Here is a 19,467-nt window from a genome sequence, read left to right as displayed (position 1 = left end):
CGCTGTGGAGGGAAAATTAAAACATCACTGGAAAAATTAAAACGACACTGGGAAAATTAAAACGTCACTTGGGAAGACTAAAACGTCACTGAATAGCCGGACCATCAAATTAATTCCCCACTCCCCTTCAGCAATAGGAATTCCCCTAGGCGACACAGTGATAAAATTTTGCGGCCGGCAACGGCGCACTTGCCATGATTTCGATAGACCGGCATATTGCACTGCGCCTCGCTTGTAGATACTTGCAATCTTTGCCTTGCGGAAAATCGCTAAATGTCATTGGATGCCCCGCCCAATTCAATCTTAGCCCTTCCTAACGCCCATCAGCTCCTACATCTAACTCTCCACTTCACCGCGGCACCACCTCAGACGCGCCTCAAAGCCGTAGGCACGTGGCGGCCGCTGCCATGTTCGCACCCTGAATTTTTCCGCACGGTCGAGACCATCAATCTAAGTATCTCTGCGAGTTCATCAACATCAAGATGGTTTGTTGGCACGCCCGTCTCCAAGTAGGTTGGACCTGTATGGCGACGACAATTTTTCATGGGCGGCAACAGTTTACACGCGGAAAACGAGGGACTTTTTTCCGCTACCTTAGCAGCGCCGAATCTGAACTTCAAACAACCTTGAGCTGAATTTAAAACGAGTAATCGAAATGTCGGAAACTCTCGAATCCGAAAATCCCACCGCCGAATGCTAGTTCGCTAATAACAGTGAATGCGGTCCTGCCGGTAGCCCCCCCTCGAGACCCGAAATGAAATTTCAGCTCAGTCCCGTGAATGCGAGCTGCTTTCTCACTTACTCTCTTTCTTTGGTAGCCTTAAACACGGTGTGGTCTCCCAAGATATTTCCATCCTCTCCGAGCACGTAGACCGCACTTTGTCGCGCCAGTCCGCCAGCATGAGTATGGCCATCCCACGCAGACTTTTCGGAAAGCACGCCCCAAACCAATGCATAGTCCTTCGCCTTCAAAAATTGAATTATCGACTCCTCATCGACCATGAAGGTAGCGCCCTTGTGTGTTGAGCCCTTGAAAATAATTCGTCCACTTCCACTATTAGCGCTAATTTCTATTTCACCTAGGGACTTCAACAGTGGTGCCGACAGGGATTCACCCAGGACGTTACCTATTTCTTGATACAAGGTTGGTGCTGGCAACGGCACAGTTTTCGCATCGTCGGAAATCTCGCAAACGGGCAAGAAAAACCGTTGCTTGGTCCCCCTCGTCCAGGTTTCGTTGTTGCGACAGCTTTCGTCAACCTCTGCGAAGGCAGGATGCCACGGATACTCGGAAATCCCACATTGACGTACGCCTGGGACGTCAACACCTTCCCCGTAAAAATCTCTACCTCTAAGAATTTTCAACTGTACTCGTAACTTTGACTTTGGAATTAGGAACGCACGAACGTCAATCCACTGTGACATCCGCGCCGACTTGAATCGCTCACGTCCGAACCCAAGCTCTTCTTCAAAGTTAAGGTGAGTATGCAAAACAATCCATCTTTGGTTCTCATGTTGCATCGAAAGGTAGGGCTCAAACGGCAGAAATGAAGATTCGACCCAGGTGGCCTTCTCCTCGACAGTATCGTTCGCAATTATTGGATTCCCGAAATGCCACCAAGCGTCAGCGATACCAGCGTCATCTTTAGAGTCATCCCATATCCCCAAAGCCCCATCAGGGTCGTAGTCCTTTACAGACAATTCCCAAGCGCCGCGAAGCGGACGGTTCTCGTCGTTCCAATGCCTAAATAGTAAAGAGTCAGACAGAAGGCCCAGATACTCATACAAGCCAATCCATTGATATTTTTTTGAGATACGTTCGACTTTTTTGTCCCCATTGCCCCGCCCCAAATATCCTAATCCGTTTTCAAAATCAGAGTACAGTGCCGGTGTCCATCCGAACTCAATAATCCGTTGCCAGATATAACATCGCGCAAATCTAGCGTCGTGCTCACTTTGCCCGAGACCTATGCCATGTGTTTTCCCTTCTGCCCTGCCGCTGTCTACAAACTGGTGGACAGCCGAACCCATTTCATATCGGCCAAAGTCACCATAATGACCCATTTCCTCCGGCGTAAGCGAGCGAGCGATAGTGCCGTACCCAACATCAGCTTCGTACTGTTGCACTTTGGCCTCGGGCCACACAACAGGCTTCTCCTTAACAATTCCTCTATCTATCATTTTCAGATGGTCGTTGCTCAAGCCACCGGTCGCGCATGCATGCCGAACAATGAACGCGGCATAATCTCGTTGTAGGATGTGTGGCTCCACTTCATCGCATTGCCAAAATTTTTCGAAAACAAACTTCGCTATCTGAGTCGATTCGGGCGCATCCAAATATGGGACGACTCCGGCAATAACCGCAAGCAGCCGCTCTTTGACGTAAGGGTCATTTACATCCCAAAATCCTTTGAGCAGATGGATGCAAACGTCACCGGAGCCACCAGCGACCAAAATGCGGATGGCAGTATCGGTTGCAAGTTTTCGCAATTCTCGGTTGGGTGAACTTGTCAGCCATAACAACACGACCGCTGCGAGACGCACCTGTTCTTTTGATGCCTTTCCGGCAGACGCGTCGCCCCATCGAAGGAAAGGAGCGACAATGCTCTCTCCTGATTGGTCGGTCGGACTCTCATGCGCCAAGGGAATGGTCCACGTCTTTTCTCGGCGTGGGAGGTCCCATGCGATTAAGAGACTGTGTAAGAAATCGGCGTTCAGCGGGTGTGCCGGCACGCATGAAAATTCAAGTAATCGTCCCAGCACAGTGCGGATATTTCGCTGACCATCGGCCCACTGTAAAAAAAAGCGGACAATTTTCGTATCGGTTGGAGCGACGATTCGCCATGCCAGCGCATCTAGCCATGCAGCCCAGATAGCGTCCTTGGCGCGAGCGCGCGCCCATTCGTCGCGGATAGCGAACGAAATAGGACTTACAACCAGTTCGGCATCCGCCACGTCAGGCAGCAAAAGGGCGTATGCGAAGAGTTGTGGTGATGCCGACCAATCCAGACTATTTTCCTCAATGAGCTTTGGCAATATACTTGACTTCCAAAACTCCAACCATTGATGTTTAGACTTCACTTCTTGCAAGCTTACCTGGGCTATACGTACATCGCTAAATCGCTCGTACTGCAGCCGAACTTGCAGCCCGCTAGGTGTCTCAATTTCCTGCAACAAGCCCTCCGAATTTAGGTGCCGATACAGTGAACTCGACGCCAATGGGGACGGAAAGTGGCGCTGGCAAATTGACTCGACCAGTTCAGCGGAGGCACGCTGTGCCCCGGTCATGGCAAGTGAAGAAATGATTTCAGTAACCGCTCGCTTAGTGGCATTTCGCGGGCAATCAATCTTCCGTTCGATGTCTTCGGCGATTCGATTTTCCCATTCCGCTAACACTTGAACGAATGATAGCGGCCCCATCGGTAAGACTTTACCTTGAAAAGCCTCGCACAGTGTCTTTAGAAACAGTGGATTTTGAAACTCCGAACTCATATTAGGAAACTGCTGGGTGACCACATTATAGCCATCGAAATAGGCTTGCACAGCCACGTTAAACTCGAGGTCAAATCCACGATGAATTATCGAGTTCGAGGTAGTTAAAATTCCCCGCGAAATAGACGAATCCATGCAGTCCGAGCGGCACGAGACAATGAGCTTCACTTGCGGGAATTCGCCCAAAAGCGTCACCAGCTGTTGTAGTTCACGTCGCCATAATCCGCGCGGCGGAGATTCGTTAATTGCATCAATCATCAAAACAGCGCAGCGTCCGTCAACTGAGGCTTGGGTAGCCAGGCAAGCTAGCAGGTCACGCGTCGTCCATTGCCAATCTACGAGAGAAGGAATTTGAGAAGCTAGCACAGTGTTAGACGCAAAGCGCTCCCCTATCAGGAGTAAGCAGGGCCGCGCTTCAGACAAAATTGAACGAGCCAGGCTAGCTAGCAAATGACTTTTCCCACTCCCAGCTTCGCCTTTCAATATCCAGATTGCCTGTTGCTGAGCTTCCAGATAGTGACTGATTGCCCGCTCCACTTTTTCTGCCATTTCCAACGCAGTCTGAAGTTCGGACTTACGGTAGAACATACGGCGCTTTTCGCGGTCTGCCTGATGGTCAGAACGAGAGCTATCAGGGAACAACGCGTCTAGCGCACTTTCCGCCTGTCTCTGTAAATTGGACAACGCGTCGGGCAAATCGAGCTTCTGCTTCAGTAAGTCTCCACCCTGCAAGCACGCAAGCATTCTTTGATGGACCTCCTCGAGCCGTTCCAGTGGTTCCACTATTCCAAGGACGCGGGCCTCTTCCAAAAATTCTTTAACGGTACTTCTCCAAGCTATAACTAGCTGTGAGCAAATCTTGCGGTGATTAGAAACGGCGACGTTCGACGCTGTTCGCAGCCAGAGCTCAACTTCTGCAGATGTCTTTTGGTGCAGTTTCGGCGTGTACCGGTCGTGAAGCTGACTTATGGCTACCTCGGTTTGCTTTGAGACCCAATCAACTGAAAAGTCTGGACAATCGAACCAGTAAGTCAGCAGGTAGCTGACGCTAGGTTTGACCAAGTGGCCTACCAGCTCTGAAAATCCCACCCACTCAACCGCCATGTCCGGCTTTAACAACGCCCAGCGTGTTTGTAGCTGTCTCCATTTGACGAGCTGCGCTGGCGTACGGTCCAACGGTACACAAACAAGATACCTCGCTAGCTCTGGATGTTTTTCGACGGCCGTAGTCACCGAGTCATCAATCTGGGTCCATTGCGATACGCCTAGCTTGGAGAAGAACTTTGTTTGAATTCCAATTTTCTCGTCTGACTCCGTCGTTGCAATTGCCTCGACGCCGCCGTCACCTCCGCGGCCTTCCACGCGGTCAATCTGTGAAAGGCTTTTGCCACTCAGCTCATGCATAAGCTGTACACAAAGTTCTTCAAAGCCTTTGTCCTGCCTTCCCTCCAGCGCCCGGATTTCAGCAAATCTGATATTAGGCTTGTTAGTTTCGCTTTTACTTTTCATCCGCAATCTCTCAATGTCCCCCTAGTTACAACTCATTCCCGCTAGGCCAATATCGCGGACGTTTCACAAGACTTAAACGACAGAGCTCCGTTATTCAATGAGCGTAGCGCCAAGAGCAGATGCGTTCATCCAAGCGCATCGCTCCTCGTGATGTCGCAAAGCTTCAGCCAAAGGCCTGTCGCTCCTGTCGAACGGCTCTCGCAGTATTGTGCCGTCGAAGTGCGCATATTCAGAAGTCTTTAACACATTGCTTAAATGTACCTTCCGCGTTAAAGGGTCGATGCGGAAAAGGTGTAGGTCAAACATTTTATGAAGGTCAGCTCGCAACAGTAATCCGTTGCCTACGAGATTAGTTTGCGCGCCGCGGTAAGGTACGATGTGCGCTGCTTCGAGCAGAGCTTCAACCGTGCAGCCAGAAAGTGAGCATGTCTTACCATATGCTGCGAGCAGTGCTTGGCGAAATGCTGGCTGGCCTTCCCGCAGTACGATTGCTGCCATGGTTCGCCTCCGGTTGTCCTCAGAAAGGTCAAACTTTCCCTCGGAAACCGCTGCCTGCCTGGATTGCTCGAGTTCCACGAAATCTGCGTCATAGAGGAATCTAGGGCGGAGGTTTCGTTCGCCCACGTCAACCAATTCCCAAACTCCATGAATGTCAGGGTCATACAATGCGAAGCGAACTCCGTCCCCCTCCCCTAACCGGATTAGCTTGTCATATGTGTTACCCGTGTCTGTTCGACGGGCTGTCCTATTGACTGCGTGATTACCGCGTGAAAAACAATTCACGGAAAGCACAGACAAATCTAGACCAAGATTCCCTCTTTCGAAGTCCGGAATTCTTGCAACAATATGGTCACCGACCTCGTTTGATGAAACGGGTCGACCTAACGTTCGAATGGCGTCCAGCACGACCGCCCATGACGGAGTAGTATTGATGCGATATGAGCGCATTTCTTTTTCAGATGGATGATTCCGTAAACCATTTGATGGGGACTCAAAGTCGAACTCATGCCCGATATCCGTAATGTCAGCGGCGAGCATTTTTAAGGAAAACCACCGTTCAATCTGCTCGAGTGACGGACCTGCTCGGCGTTTAAACCGCTCCAACTCCCCGACCGGCACAGACGCCCTTTCAATAAAAAAGCGATTACCCGGCTTGAGGCGAAATGCGACTCCGTGCTCACTACCTTCTTCCCACACGAATACGGAATGCACGGGCCCGTATTTCTGCCGCATAGCCGGGGCTCGATTCCGATTGAATAGCAAGTTTTCAGCGCCGTCTGGGCCGGTCTGGGCCGCCTCTAGTGTCTCGTGCTGCGAATGCTTACGCCAACTGTTCCGTTCGTGCACAGAAGCAAACTGAATTCTCATATTCTTGCTTTCATATGGTGTTCGGAAAGTCTGCGGCAACGGTGTGTTGGACGTACTTTTGCCTCGGTGCAGTCCCCTCGCCGACGCAATCGTCGACCGCCTGGTTTACAACGTCCACCAGCTTAACTTGAGAGACGATTCGCTGCAGAAAAAGCAGGCCAATTTGATAAGTTTACTCTGTACTAAGTAAAACCTCACTTCTGCCCCTCACCATTACGACAAAGGTGTCCAGTTTGGCTTGAACGAGTACCGACTTCCAGTTTACGTGGAATATGTAGTAGCTCCTCTTGGACCGTATGGATGAGGGTTAAAAGCGTTGGGTACGACAAATTCCAATCGCAGCGTAACTACAGCGCAAGCTTCTCCAACCCACCATTGGCATCAACGAACGCAATTTTAAGGGTTTTCACAAGCGGGAGCTTTCGGTTCGCAAACGACATCTCGGATTTGACCGAGAACTCTTTCCACCGTTTTTGCATTTCATCGCAACTACTTAATGCTCCAGCAATGTTCGCTAATCCTACTGCGATAAGGAATCAGACTCTCTTTTTTAGAGTCCATGAGAATCTGCGCTACGAATATTACGACACACCTTGATAGTAAGCCACTTCAGGTCTAAAACCTAAAATCAACTACCGGCTACGGCTGTAAAAGCACATGTACATCAACACTCAACGCGTTAGCGAGTTTGCGCAGGCTATCAATTGAAACGTTTTTTAGCTCGCGCTCGACTTGGCTGACGAATGTGCGATGAACGCCTGCCACAGCTGCAAGGTCCTCTTGCGACATAGTCCTGAGCGCTCGAAGGGCTCGGAGATTTTTGGCAACCATGGCACGTAATTCTGCTTCGGAAGTTGGTTTAAACATAGCAAACAGCGTGGCCTAGAGATGCTTTTGTGTCTACAGCCCATGAATCCACAGCCTTTGAGGCTACACTCTTTACATCTACAGCCTTTGAGGCTATTATTCTTGCAAATTTGCCAGCTTACCTGGATGCAACATCAATGCACCTAAACATCAACAACTAATATTGGTTTTGTATAGCAACAGAATACAAAAACAGTTGTTGCCTAACACTCTATTTTTAAGCCGAAAACGCTATGCCGTCCCCTCAGTTCCTTTCGTCATATGGCTTGTTTAAATCTGCACTCTCTGTTTTCTTGGAAACTCCCGAGGAGGTTAGGTCAGTTCCCAGTGAACGTGACGTTATAAGCGCATATAAATGTGCGATTCAAGGATTGCCACAACAGGACGAAAAGAAATTTCTAGAATACGCCCAAGAATTGCTACGGCTGCCGGGGAAATTCCAAGACGCGGCAACCAGGAGACGCATAGCACAATGGGGCCTCGACCTCGCAATCGCCAAGGCTGGGGGGAGTCTCATTGATGACGGAAGCATCATTTTCATAGATGAGTTTTTGCACCGGACGGGACTGAGCAGGGATATGTTTGCGCAAAAACTGAAAGACCGAAAAATTTTCAAAATGCCGAGCCGAGTCGAGCTCGTCTGGGAAAAGACATATGTTCCCGCTTTTTTTGCCGATGCAAAATTCGACCTTAACGCTCTTGAAGTTATCTCCAAGGCGCTACGAACATGCAATGGAATCCAGAAGTATCGATTCTTCACCACTGCTGTGGCGACGCTCGGCAACCAGACTCCCCTTGATGTCATCGGCGCTGGAGGAACTGAACGTGTTCTGCAAGAAGTCAAAATATTTCGACGAGGACTTCAAGGGTTAGCGGAACATGGAAAACAGCATGAATGAAACATCTGCGGTGCAACTTGACATCCCCTACTTACTCTTGCTGATGTCGAATTAAGGAACAGATACGTGGCCAACATGTCTAGGCAATACCAGACGAGTTAATACCGACGCCATAGTCGGGCACTCGCGGCACCTCAAATGCTATTGACTGTGAAATGCAGACAATCAAGGAGTAGAAGGATGGTCAATCATCATGACTTTACTAGAAGAGTCTGGCGTCTTCTGCTGCTACTAATTGCTACCCTCATGCCGCCGGTCAGTCATGCTTACACCGCCATTGCGCAGGTCGACGGGACACCACACGGTACGCTTTACGCGGCGTGGGGTTACCAAACTCAAAAAGCAGCTGACTTGGCCGCTGTAAAAGGATGTAGAACAGCAGCAAAACAACTCGGCCTCACTAAAAAGGCCGCAACGTGCGCCGTAATGCATAGGCAAAAGGGGTTCGGGGGCGGAGCGATAGTATGCGGCGCGGCCGGCTGTAATCTCAGCACAGGCCTCGATACGCAACAAGATGCCGTGGACCGGGCATTTCGCCAATGCGAGCAACAAAAAATGGGGAATTGTCAGACCACGGACATCATTAGTTGGTGGGACGAGGCTGGATATAGCCAGCGCAATGAGGCGAAACGGGAGCCGAAGCCGCAGTGCGGTCCGCCACCTGGGCGAACAGTTCGGTCTACCTACCAGTGCAGTAACGGCGACTGCGTACGTACGTTTGAAAATGGCTGCACGCAGCGGTTCCAAGCCCAGTATTGCCACGACTCCGTCAGTGGTAAATGGGACTGGAAACCGGAAGGATGCTAGCCAAAGGTACGCGGCAGCCACACTAATCGAAACAAGTCTTCACCGATGACCCCAGGTAAAAAAGTCTTATATCTGCCCGCGAGGGCCTACGCTTGTCCATCCTTGAGAAAAATGAAAACTCTACAAAAAATTTCAGCAACAGCAGCTATGCTTATTATTGGCGGATGCGGCGGTGGAAGTTCCAATAGCAATGCGGGCCCGTCCACGCCACCGGCAACGGTGACGCCGCCAGTAACGGCGACGCCTACGACCATAACCAATATTTTGACCGGCACCGCTGCGCCGGGCGTCGCCACCCAGACTATTCGCGGGACGGCATACCTAGGCGCCTCCGTGACCGCCTATAGCGTGCAGGCGGATGGCAGCTCCGGTGCCGCCTTGGGTGCCCCGGCCACTGCGGACATCAACGGCCAGTTCGTCATCACAGCAACTGCCGCACCGTTGGGTCCGGTGCGTCTTGTCGCGGTTGGCGGAAAAATAGCCCGCGCTGCAGACAACACTATTCAGCCCGGTGGTTCGCTGGAGCTGATAACGCCGTTCGTGACAACTGAGTACAACAACTTCAAAATTAGTCCGCTAACCGATATCGCGGCTAACGCGATGACATCGAGTGCACGGAGCGGCGCGACATTGGCCAACGCATTTGTCGAGGGTATGCAGCGCCTGCTAGAACTAGATGTTGCAAATGTCGTTTTCCTGCAGGACAAGTCGGTATACCTGAATGTGTTGAAAGGCGCCGTCAAGAGCGACACGACATATTACGGTGCCCAATCATTGCAAGGCCAAGAACTGTTGAATGGGCTGGAGTACCTCGGCGTGCTGCTGGACCTGCCCGCCCAAGCAGTGGTCAAGGCTGTCGGCGCCTCAGCTCAAAGCAGCTACGCGTTGGCCAATGTCGATGGCTCGGGCATGCCCATCAGTGTCGGGACCTGGGCGAATGGCACGTTTAACCCTAGCGCGACAATGACCCTAAAGGCATTAAGGGATGCGAAAACGCCTGATGCACAAAAAGTAGCGGGGCCTGCGGGCACTAGCGTTGCTCCTCGCCTTAATGAGTATGTGAGTCGCTACCTGGTTATGGACGTCGTCATGGATACTGCGTGCCGCAGCAATGCATCGCTGTATTTCACTAGCCGCTATCCGTACTACCAGGTTGATGCTCAAGGAAAAATGCCCGCAGCCGATTGCAGCGCGGCAGCGCAGCGCATCGCTGACATCAAGGCCCGCGTCGCAACTAACAATAGCACTGGAATGAAGTAACAGATTCAGGCGGGGTGCGGCTGCAATCCAAGCGCAAGGATATTTGGAAGCGGCTTTGTAGCCGACGCGCATTAAAGACCAAATCAAAGGAGAGCTGTGAAGCCGCTGGTTTTTCTCGATTTTGACGATGTCATTGCTATCCACCCTGACTACACGTCAGGAGTGGCTCTGGCAGCGCTCCGGTCCGGCAAACCGCATCTGGCCACAGAACTTTGGGCAAACGTATTTCATCAAGAACTAAGGGCTAACCTAGCGCGGCTGCACCACGAGTTCGAACCCATTTACGTAATCAGTTCATCATGGGCGACCTATATGTCACGCGACGAAATTCAAGAAGCACTCATTCGAGGGGGACTAGGTTTCGTTGCTGCGTCGTTACATTCACGCTGGCGTAGCGCAACCGAGGTGGGCTCATTTCGTGTTACAGATATCGTGGCTTGGTTGAGGGCAAACGGCTCCCCGAGACCGTTCGCGTACGTCATCCTTGACGATTTATCGAGCGGCCGCACTCTGGTCGACTCGGTCCTGGAGCCGCACACCGTGTTCTGCGATGAATGGGTTGGGTTTACGGGAATCCAATTGGAGCGCGCCAGAGCAATTCTCCTAGCACAACGGACGTAGTAACCGATAGAGATTTATGCCAGCTTTTGAGTGCAAATCCCCCTACATCTGCGTGCACCCTGGACGCCAGAGCATCCTTACTGTGTCATCAATGCCCACATCTTTGGCGGTCATGAACTCTGTACTCTATCTCGATTTTGACGGCATTTTGCATCCAGCAGATGTCCGCGTTACGCCTGAAGAACCTCTGCACCCGAGGGTGTATGTACGTGGCAGGTCAACCGATGAACCTCTTTTTCGGTACGTTTCGCTGCTCGAGCTCCTTTTGTACCCATACCCTGATTTACGGATTGTGTTGGCGACATCTTGGGTACGCGCGTTCGGGTATAAAAGCGCGTTAAAGCAGTTATTGCCCGCGCTTCAAGAGCGCGTCATTGGTGCCGCGACGTTTCCAGCGCCAACTCGGTTTGGCACCATAGCTTTCGACGCGGAGGAACGGGGCCTCACACGTTGGTTAGCGCTCGACGACGACCAGGTCGGGTGGCCGGAAGAGCGCCTGCATCAGCTGGTTGCGCCAACCAACCCATACCTGGCGCTCGTTGAACTTGGTGTCACCGCAAAGCTGGCGATAAAGCTCGAGGCCCTGTGCGCCGGAGTTCCCCTTGATGCGGTAACAAACGTCCCGAGGTCTACTTCGACGGTAGCCCGTATTTTTGCTCTGCCCAACGTCACAGAGGCGGAGGTCCTTCGCGCACTTGAGGAGGATGCGAGAGTCGAGGAAATACTCCGACAGGCTCGAGCGCGGCGTGACGATGTTATCTAGCCGTCCGGTAGCGCGGCCCTGTATTCCTACCACAGCAGTTCGAGCATCACGCCCTTGTGCCGTAGCTCGTTGTGTATGGTCGGCTAAGCCTATGCCAACCGCTGCACGGACGACTGTTCGTCGGGCGGCAACAGCAGCAGCTCCAAGTGAATTCCGAAAAATGCAGGACGCGTTTATGAATTGAAAGCGAGAAATAAAATGACAACTTTGGAACAGAAGAGCAAGTTGCTATCACGCTGGCTTCGGCACCGGCCGGACGCAATCGGCCTTGAAATCGATAAACGTGGATGGGTTGACATAGCTGAGTTGCTCTTGAAATCAGCGGGTGCTGGCGTCGCGCTCACTCATGACGAGCTGATGCAAATAGTGGTCGAAAACGATAAGCAGCGATTTTCGTTTAGTGAGGACCGGACGCGTATCCGCGCGGCACAAGGGCACTCTGTCGATGTTGACCTGAAGCTTCCGGTGAAAACCCCGCCTCCGGTGCTATTTCACGGTACGGTGCAAAAGTTTATCGCATCGATTCGCCGGCAGGGTCTGCTGCCAGGGACGCGGCGAGACGTACATCTGTCTGCGACGAAACAAACTGCAGCGGAGGTGGGTGCGCGACGGGGTACCGCTATTGTACTCACTGTCGAGACATACCCATTGCTCCACGACGGCTTTCAATTCAGATGTGCTGAGAACGGCGTGTGGTTGATTCCGAACGTCCCTCCTAAGTACATTCGGTTTCCCGATAAATGAATGCACGGGCGACGTTGAATGCCTCAGTCCTGCTGTGACGCTCCTGCACACCGACGACCTTCAGTTTCACGCCACTAAACCCATGACTTTTCCTCGTCTCATGCAGAGGGATACATCAAGGGGAGTGGCGACGGTTGCTAAAAAATATGAGGGGCACGCTGGTAGCCCGCCCCTCATCAAATTATGAAATATCTTTCAACATAATTTCATCGGTGCCTGACTGAGCTTGCGGCGCATCGATAGTCGCGGATTCTCGTGCTTCTTGGAGCGCGTAAAAACTCTTCTTTACAGCTTTATGGGCGTCTTTATACGCGGCGTCAGCGTGCCGGTATAAAGCTTGGGCCTTTCGCTGCATTTCCACGAGCATACGGTAAACAGGGGTATATGCCTCTTCACCTTCATGAAACCGATTCTTCTCCAGTGCGTGCTGCAAATTAATTGCGTGCTCACAGACCTCTAATGTTGCGCGAAACCGGAAGTCGGCTGAGTTTGCCGCTTCTCTTGCATCGCTGCGGCTTTCGACGGCCGCATTGTATTCAGTCTCGAGCTTAACAAGGTTCGAAACGTCGGAGGTTGACAGCATAATTTTGTCCTTTGGGAATTATTTTCGGGGCGCAGGAAGCACCTACCTTTGGTATAGGCACAAGGGACCGAATCTTGTTATATTCGTTGAAAATATTTTTTCCCGTCCGAAAAATGGAAAATCAAGGCGGCTATACGCTTCAGTAGGCCCTGGCACGCGCAGATGTGACGGAGAATCGCAATTAAAAGGCAGGCGACCATGAGGGCTCATTGAACTGATAATGCACTTCTGGAACGAACCAAGGCAACCAAGCTGGGTATGCTGCCTTAGCCCTCGGTGAGATACTCCGCAGTGTATGCGGCGAGCGTGACCTGTAAAAGCCGGTACTCCCTCAACATTGCTCGCTCGGTTGTTTCCTTTATCTGTTCGTCGGTCCAACCGGCAGCACGAGCGGCGCGACTGAAACCGGCGAGAAGGGAAAGAGCATTGTCGTTTGTGACCTTAAAATCAACTGGGGCGCGGGAGGCGGTAGGGTTCATGTTTATGATTTCCATGGTGAAGTAATGAGTGCTCGAATTGGGACTTGAATCTTCTAGTTGCTATCCGCCGCTTGTCGCGTTTGCGCGAGACTCGACGTGGCTTGCGAGCCAGGCATCAACGTCGACCCGGCGCCATCGCAGGAGCCGCGTTCCGGGGATATGCAGGCGAGGAGGAACGGCCAGACGGTTGCGGCGGATGTCTTTTTTAATCGTTTCCGGGCTACGGCCGAGCAAGTCGGCCAAGTCGGCCAAATCCAAAATTGAATTTCTCATATGTTCTTCAAAAAATTATGTGAAGCACCCGAGGCGCCAAAAGATTGAGCTGGGCGCCGACAGATGCCGGTATGCGTCATTGAGTGACGGCACGTATAGTGGATGGTTTTATATGCGGAGGTAGGTTTGGCGAGGACTGTTACATGGCACCATCTTGACGACGAGTTGCTCTTCGCCTGCGCGTCAACGGTACCGGACGCGGAAGAGCGATTGGAGGAAAGACTAGCGATGGTGACCACGATGGCACCAAAGTCGCAGCTGCCTCGTCACCGGAGGTGACCTCGGGTATTGTTGTTACGATAATCATCACGACCGATTGATGCTTTGCCAAGCTGATTGAAACGGTTGAGTGAGCGGATGGAAGTTGGACTGCTCAACCGAACGAGCGCTTGATTGCAGCCGTCAAATACTTCTTTCACTGATTACGACCTTGAGGTAGAATTTTCGTCAGGAGAGAGGCGCATGCGTGCGCTTCTCGAAGGGTGGTTCCTTGGTTCTGGCCGACCAGTACACTATTCATACTCAATTTGGTACTGAATTTCCTCGTTAACTACGTTCGATTTCTTAAACGGCCAGGTCATCTAATCGGACGAAGAAAGGTTGACGATGCAATTCACACATCAAACACTCACCAGCACATCCAAGCGGTTCAGCGATTCCCTCAAAGAGATGGGTCTTGAACTGCCCTTTAGCGCGACTCAAAATACATGGGCTCAAATTGTCGTGGGGAAGAATTTCTCTGCCGCGGTAGCTTGCGCAAATGGACAGGGTCACATCTGCGCGGTGCCTATCACGGAGGAAAGTATCCAGGCGAAGCTTGGTGCGCGGAGTCGGGAGGTTGACAGCCAGGCCGCAGCCGACATATTTGCGAAGGCAATTCGCGAGGACCTGCCAAAGCTTTCAATCAGCATGGCCAAACTTGTAACGTTTATTGGAGGTCGCGAACAGACCTGCCTCATTAGCGCCTGCTCGGACCAAACGGGGCTAGGAATTATGGACGCAAAAAATGCAGGCTATCTGCCGGTAAGCAATATGCGTTTCATCGGCACCGAGGAGAACGAAGTAGCTTGGCTCCGCTCAAGCGCTGACTTGGTAGCCGCTACCGTCAACACTTTGGCGGGAGTGAACATGCACCAGAGCCTTGAAATATTTGCTGCTAATTCTCGAGCGGGCAATGAGAAAGAGGACGAAGTTTTTGCTCAGCATTTCGGTGCCCTAATTGAACCTTGCAGCCAAGCTATTGTCGAGCAGATTCTGAAGTCCTTTGACCCTTTGTCGGCGAAAGAATGGGCGGTGGACTTTGACGATGTTCGGGACATTGTCTTTGATGTTTTTGAGCGTGAGCGAGGCGACGATGGGCACAATTGGTTGAAGCCAGAATGCGCGCTCGGGGAGGCAATGATTGACCATCTTGCGGCACGGCTCCGTGAAACCTTGAAGTGGCTGAGAGACCAGGCGAACGATGGGGCGGAAAGCGATTCTCCGTTAGAGTCGTTAATGCAAACAGCGAAACTGTCGATGCGGAAAATTCTCAGCGTCCAGGTTAATTAACATCGACTCGTTCTCTTAGGCTATTCCACGGTGAGTAAGTAAGCTGGCTCGTCATCTTGCCGTGGAATGGCTTTGTCGAAAAAATGCCCGATGCGCGCCTGAATCGCGACCAGGTAACCGTCCGGTTGCTCGACCTTGTACTCCTGCCAGAGCCCAGAGTCACGCCTTTGCGGCGCAGTTCGTTGTGCGTCGTCGGCCAGGCAGGCGCCGGCCGTTGCACGGACGACAGCTTGCAGGGCGGGAACAGCAGCCGTTTCAGGGCCGCGTCATCGAAATTGGGTGGCAAGGGTGAACCCAATCCTGCCAGCTTGGCGCGAAAAAACGCATTCACGAGCGACTCTCCATGCCTCCTGGACCTGGGGGTCAGGTGAAGAGACGCTCGACATTCAGACTATCGAAGCTGCACTAGCTGTCCTCAAACCAGGTACCGACGTGACAATAGAGACTACAGAGTTCCGCACCGAAGAGGCGCGTGATGTTGTCTACGAGCCCAAGCTGGCTCGGATGCCGGATGGATTTACCCTGACTTACACGGATGAGGGCCACTGGGTCGATGACATCGGTGAACTGCGGTCAGCTGATGGAGACTTGGGTACGGCCCACTACCGAAAATTCAATGTGGCCGGCAAATCTAAATGGGTTTGTCAGTGGGTCGGAGATAACAATCCACAGATGCAAATTGAAATAGTATGCAAACTTTCGGATGAGGTTCGAGACCGAAAAGAGGTCAAGGCACTCGTACGGGACGCACGGTTCAGAAATCTAATTCTTGGAGATAATCCGCACTGCCTCGTGACTGGTGAAACCGATAGACGAGTACTCGAAGCTGCACATATTTGTGACGTAAAAAATGAAGGCAGTGATAGTTTTGAGAACGGCATCGTTCTCCGGGCCGACCTGCACAGGCTCTTTGACAGGGATATTTTGACCATCAGCAATGATGGTAGATTTTCAATGAGTCCGGTCTTGGAATCGTACAATTACCTTTTTGACGAAGCCGGAAAATCTTGGAGGCGTGAAACGCTAATAATGCATGAAGACTTGAATCGATATGTCCAAAACATCGATAGGCGCAATGCTAAGCGCGTGAAGTGAGCTGCTACGCAGGCGTATAGTATTGGCCCCGTCGACAGCTTGGCCACGCGGCGAACCAACCACCGGATATGCTTGCACGACCCTTGGAAATCAACCTAAACTAGACCGGTTGTCAATTTAAGCGAATATGCACGCTGTGACAGAGTGTGAACATTTCACCGTGGCAAGATGATATCTTCGGCAGGAGCCTACCTAGTGGAAGCGAAAATTTCGGCCTAGGCTAAAAGATTAGTAATAATGATTTAGGTACCGGGAGTATGTGGCGCTTCACCGGTGCCTATCAAGTAAAAATTCAGGGAATGAAATGGCTAACGGCACGAAATTACAATATCTGCTTGACACAAATGTTCTCCTTAGAAAGCCGATGCTCCTCGCGCGCAGTGACGCTGCTGAGCTATTTTTAATTCCAACCGTCGCTATTAACCAACTCTCGAATCGCGGCCACGGAATGAGTGCCGGACCACTGCATCGTGTCCTTTTTGCAGCCTCTAACTCTGGCGTGGAAGTAATTGAGTCATCTCACACGTCGCCGCTGTATTTACCTACATCAGATAACTTTCGCCTTGACGAGTGCGACGTAGCAATTCTAGAGGTACTTCTAGAGTTGCAATCTGACACATCGCGTACAGTATGTCTCGTCACAGAAGATAGACTTCTGCGCAAGGCTGCGATTCAGCTTGGACTAAAGGCAATTTCGCTGGGTGAGTTACAGGAAGCTCTTGATAAACCGACAATGAAAGGCGCCCAAGCCCCGGATACCGCCACTAATTTCGAGGTCGAAGAGCAGGTTAAGAAGTATGAAAAGTTTGAACTCTCCAATATTAAACGAGTGATTGCGATTGGCGGTTTAGCTATAGGAATCGCGGTTGTTGTTTGGTACAAGTATCAGCAAATCTTTTCCCTATTTGCGGCAATACCGCATGTCTTTCTTGCTTTGGCAGCTCTGGCAAGCGGTACGCTGTTGTACTGGTTTCGTCAAAAATATCGGCCATCGTACGGGATGGTCGAGACCGTGATTGGAGTTTGGATTTCGGTCAACGCGTTTCCTTTGCAGCTTGGAATTGACGTGGTTGCCTCTGGTCTTCAGGTTCTAGGTGGGCTCTATGTCGTAGTCCGCGGACTGGACAACGTCGGCAATGGTCTAAAGGGAACTCGCTACGCACCAATATGGCAGAAATTCTTTGGGTAGTCCTCGATTTGCAAACACGCGGGCTTCTCGAAAGGTAAATTCTATAAACCTCACTTTTCATGCGCGCGAGAGTCATTGATTCGTATCTTGCCAGTTTAAGAAAAGAGAGCTCACCAGGAGCGCCCTAAATAGCTTACCTGCAGCCAATAGTGACTCGGGTTTGCCGTTATAAGGTGGCGACTGGCTTGGGTTTAAGGTGCGTTGCCGACGGACTATGATGGGGTGGCGGAGATGATAGCATTGTTAAATAATTATTCAGGGCCGGTGGGTGGTGTGGCCCAAAAAGCGACTGTGTACCGGTCGCATTCTTTGCCACGTTGGCTGAGGCTATCCTTGACCGTCTGGTTCACGCCACCCACCAAATCAATTTAAAAGCGGATTTGCTGCGGAAAAGGCGGGTCAATTTGACAAGCTTGTCCCGTCTGGAGTAAAACCAAATCCCATGCCGTTGCGCCCAGAGTGTCCCATTTGGTCTGGAACGATTTTCCAGTTTGCGGTGGAACAGGTTTCTAGATTATCTGGAATACGCATCGTCGTCACAGTTGGCACCAAGTAGTCGGCCCAATTCGAGGCGACTCCTGGTATCGTACGCAACTCGCCCTAGGACTAGCCCAAGTATTCCAGATAAAACATTGAGTCTTTCTGGAATACTTTCCACAGCCGGTCCAGCCGTTTCTACCATGCCGTACGCGCGATTTCCAACCTGGCGATGATTGGTGCGAGGGTTTCGATGGCGCGGTTAGCCTTAGCTGGCAAGGTCGACTAATACGCAAATTGACGATGAATTTAAGTATTAAGAGATTTCGTGCACCCGCATTCAGCATAGTTGCTGGTTTGCAGATGCTTTAGCCAGCAAGCCATGGCTGACCGGGCTGCAACTAAAGATTATTGAGGAGGCGTCTAAGGTCTTGGTTAGAGCCGAACTCAGATAATGCTTCGGTGACGAGACTCCGAATGGTAATGGCGGGCCCACCACCACCTTGGTTTAATAGGCGCAGAGCAGAATGCCAAGCCGCGCGGCCATTACTGCCAAGTTTTAAGGTAGCAACGTTACCACCTGCCCGAGACCAGATTTCCTGGTCCAAAGGTCCCTGAGGATATAGCGAAGCTAACAGCTCTTCTAGTTCACGAGGATTTGTCGAGATGGTTGGCGGTGGTTCTGCCACTTGGTTTTCCGCAGACTTGAGAAAACCTCCTTTGCGCAATGACACAGGAAAATTATCCTGCGTGCGCGTGGTCAGTATGGGGTTCTGCTTAGAGTAGGCAGCAGGAACAGTCTCTGACAAATAATGGAATAGGTCCAAGACTCGAATTAGCCCATCAGAACGGTCGTCCACGGCTCCTTGAAGACCTTTAAGAAGAACTTCCGTAAAAAGGCTGTTGCGATGATTTGGAAGGATAACGGAGCTTTCCTCAGATGCGCTTGCTGAAATGATGACTCTACCTTTACCTTGCGCCAGCGCTTCAAGCTTCGGGCCACCGAACGCCCATTTGGTGAGGTTTTCGGTGTTTCCCTTGAGCGAGGCGGCGGCCCCCGAGTGGCAGGCATCAACGAGAACCAGTAGCCGTCCTGCGGGAATTTGGTTAAGCTGCTCGGAAAGCTCCTCAGCTTCTATGCCGGTCTCGCGTGGTAGAGAAGTGTCGAACTCAGGAGGACACAGATACGTTCCAGGGTCTCCCCCAGTGGTCCATTGCGCGCCGTGACCGGAGAAGTAGACAACTACCGTATCACCAACCTGCGAATTCGCCGCCAGTTGTTTGAGGCCATCCAAGATGGCCGTGCGAGATACTTCGGCGTTGCGAAGAACTTGTACGTTATCGACCGGATAGCCGCAATGGGCGGGACTGGTGAGAAGTTTCGCGACATCGTCCGCGTCTGATATTGGGGCGGAACCGAGCGAAGAAAGTAAGTCATATTTGCCGACTCCAATAACGAGGGCTCTACCATTTTGAAATGTTTTGTTCAT

Annotated in this window: 15 protein-coding genes; 8 read left to right on the top strand and 7 right to left on the bottom strand. The window is 51.6% G+C overall.

Annotated elements, in window-relative coordinates; translation table 11 throughout:
* Window positions 1-798: 798 nt before the first annotated feature.
* From IGS60_RS17620 to IGS60_RS17610, 3 genes are all read right to left on the bottom strand, one after another.
* The gene (locus IGS60_RS17620) at window positions 799-5,001 is read right to left on the bottom strand and encodes an ATP-binding protein (RefSeq protein WP_230505685.1); all 4,203 of its coding nucleotides are present in this window, start codon (window positions 4,999-5,001) and stop codon (window positions 799-801) included.
* A 90-nt stretch (window positions 5,002-5,091) separates the two neighbouring features.
* Complete coding sequence (locus tag IGS60_RS28510; RefSeq protein ID WP_230505684.1) at window positions 5,092-6,213, bottom strand: HNH endonuclease; 1,122 nt, start codon at window positions 6,211-6,213, stop codon at window positions 5,092-5,094.
* A gap of 795 nt (window positions 6,214-7,008) precedes the next feature.
* Entirely contained in the window at window positions 7,009-7,236 is a 228-nt protein-coding gene (locus tag IGS60_RS17610; protein WP_268994121.1) for a helix-turn-helix domain-containing protein, read from the bottom strand.
* Window positions 7,237-7,607: 371 nt separating this feature from the next.
* Here IGS60_RS17610 and IGS60_RS17605 point away from each other — a divergent pair, with 371 nt between their 5' ends.
* From IGS60_RS17605 to IGS60_RS17590, 5 genes are all read left to right on the top strand, one after another.
* A complete protein-coding gene (locus IGS60_RS17605) occupies window positions 7,608-8,135 on the top strand; it encodes a hypothetical protein (protein ID WP_230505683.1) in 528 nt (175 codons plus the stop codon).
* Window positions 8,136-9,053: 918 nt separating this feature from the next.
* A complete protein-coding gene (locus IGS60_RS17600; protein WP_230505682.1) occupies window positions 9,054-10,202 on the top strand; it encodes a hypothetical protein in 1,149 nt (382 codons plus the stop codon).
* 96 nt (window positions 10,203-10,298) lie between these two features.
* Window positions 10,299-10,823: an HAD domain-containing protein gene (locus IGS60_RS28505; RefSeq protein ID WP_368858618.1), complete on the top strand. Its 525-nt coding sequence runs from the start codon at window positions 10,299-10,301 to the stop codon at window positions 10,821-10,823.
* Between the two features lie 112 nt (window positions 10,824-10,935).
* A complete protein-coding gene (locus tag IGS60_RS17595; protein WP_230505681.1) occupies window positions 10,936-11,586 on the top strand; it encodes an HAD domain-containing protein in 651 nt (216 codons plus the stop codon).
* 198 nt (window positions 11,587-11,784) lie between these two features.
* Entirely contained in the window at window positions 11,785-12,330 is a 546-nt protein-coding gene (locus IGS60_RS17590) for an RNA 2'-phosphotransferase (protein ID WP_230505680.1), read from the top strand.
* Window positions 12,331-12,511: 181 nt separating this feature from the next.
* Here IGS60_RS17590 and IGS60_RS17585 read toward each other — a convergent pair whose 3' ends face one another.
* The 3 genes from IGS60_RS17585 to IGS60_RS17575 all read right to left on the bottom strand — a co-directional run bounded on the left by IGS60_RS17585 (window position 12,512) and on the right by IGS60_RS17575 (window position 13,665).
* Complete coding sequence (locus tag IGS60_RS17585; RefSeq protein WP_230505679.1) at window positions 12,512-12,913, bottom strand: hypothetical protein; 402 nt, start codon at window positions 12,911-12,913, stop codon at window positions 12,512-12,514.
* A gap of 266 nt (window positions 12,914-13,179) precedes the next feature.
* The gene (locus IGS60_RS17580; RefSeq protein ID WP_151096133.1) at window positions 13,180-13,392 is read right to left on the bottom strand and encodes a hypothetical protein; all 213 of its coding nucleotides are present in this window, start codon (window positions 13,390-13,392) and stop codon (window positions 13,180-13,182) included.
* Window positions 13,393-13,452: 60 nt separating this feature from the next.
* Window positions 13,453-13,665: a helix-turn-helix domain-containing protein gene (locus IGS60_RS17575; protein WP_230505678.1), complete on the bottom strand. Its 213-nt coding sequence runs from the start codon at window positions 13,663-13,665 to the stop codon at window positions 13,453-13,455.
* Between the two features lie 606 nt (window positions 13,666-14,271).
* On the opposite strand from IGS60_RS17575, the gene IGS60_RS17570 reads away from it, so the two are divergent.
* The 3 genes from IGS60_RS17570 to IGS60_RS17560 all read left to right on the top strand — a co-directional run bounded on the left by IGS60_RS17570 (window position 14,272) and on the right by IGS60_RS17560 (window position 17,500).
* The gene (locus IGS60_RS17570; protein WP_230505677.1) at window positions 14,272-15,216 is read left to right on the top strand and encodes a hypothetical protein; all 945 of its coding nucleotides are present in this window, start codon (window positions 14,272-14,274) and stop codon (window positions 15,214-15,216) included.
* Window positions 15,217-15,504: 288 nt separating this feature from the next.
* Window positions 15,505-16,311, top strand: a complete 807-nt coding sequence (locus tag IGS60_RS28365) for an HNH endonuclease signature motif containing protein (RefSeq protein ID WP_230505676.1) — start codon at window positions 15,505-15,507, stop codon at window positions 16,309-16,311.
* Window positions 16,312-16,615: 304 nt separating this feature from the next.
* Entirely contained in the window at window positions 16,616-17,500 is an 885-nt protein-coding gene (locus tag IGS60_RS17560; protein WP_151096115.1) for a PIN domain-containing protein, read from the top strand.
* A gap of 878 nt (window positions 17,501-18,378) precedes the next feature.
* Here the strand turns inward: IGS60_RS17560 and IGS60_RS17550 are convergent.
* Window positions 18,379-19,467 carry a caspase family protein gene (locus IGS60_RS17550; protein ID WP_230505675.1) on the bottom strand — a complete coding sequence of 363 codons (1,089 nt, stop codon included), beginning with the start codon at window positions 19,465-19,467 and terminating at the stop codon, window positions 18,379-18,381.

It is taken from the genome of Janthinobacterium sp. FW305-128 (assembly GCF_020858135.1).
Classification (GTDB): domain Bacteria; phylum Pseudomonadota; class Gammaproteobacteria; order Burkholderiales; family Burkholderiaceae_D; genus Janthinobacterium.
Note: the sequence above shows the minus strand (reverse complement) of the source record. Positions and strands in the feature narration are given on the sequence as shown.

Bases quoted from the DNA above. Each gene is read 5' to 3' on its own strand.
- IGS60_RS17620 (WP_230505685.1), bottom strand. From the start codon at position 5,001: ATGAAAAGTAAAAGCGAAACTAACAAGCCTAATATCAGATTTGCTGAA.
- IGS60_RS17610 (WP_268994121.1), bottom strand. From the start codon at position 7,236: ATGTTTAAACCAACTTCCGAAGCAGAATTACGTGCCATGGTTGCCAAA.
- IGS60_RS17600 (WP_230505682.1), top strand. From the start codon at position 9,054: ATGAAAACTCTACAAAAAATTTCAGCAACAGCAGCTATGCTTATTATT.
- IGS60_RS17595 (WP_230505681.1), top strand. From the start codon at position 10,936: ATGAACTCTGTACTCTATCTCGATTTTGACGGCATTTTGCATCCAGCA.
- IGS60_RS17590 (WP_230505680.1), top strand. From the start codon at position 11,785: ATGACAACTTTGGAACAGAAGAGCAAGTTGCTATCACGCTGGCTTCGG.
- IGS60_RS17585 (WP_230505679.1), bottom strand. From the start codon at position 12,913: ATGCTGTCAACCTCCGACGTTTCGAACCTTGTTAAGCTCGAGACTGAA.
- IGS60_RS17580 (WP_151096133.1), bottom strand. From the start codon at position 13,392: ATGAACCCTACCGCCTCCCGCGCCCCAGTTGATTTTAAGGTCACAAAC.
- IGS60_RS17575 (WP_230505678.1), bottom strand. From the start codon at position 13,665: ATGAGAAATTCAATTTTGGATTTGGCCGACTTGGCCGACTTGCTCGGC.
- IGS60_RS17570 (WP_230505677.1), top strand. From the start codon at position 14,272: ATGCAATTCACACATCAAACACTCACCAGCACATCCAAGCGGTTCAGC.
- IGS60_RS17560 (WP_151096115.1), top strand. From the start codon at position 16,616: ATGGCTAACGGCACGAAATTACAATATCTGCTTGACACAAATGTTCTC.
- IGS60_RS17550 (WP_230505675.1), bottom strand. From the start codon at position 19,467: ATGAACAAAACATTTCAAAATGGTAGAGCCCTCGTTATTGGAGTCGGC.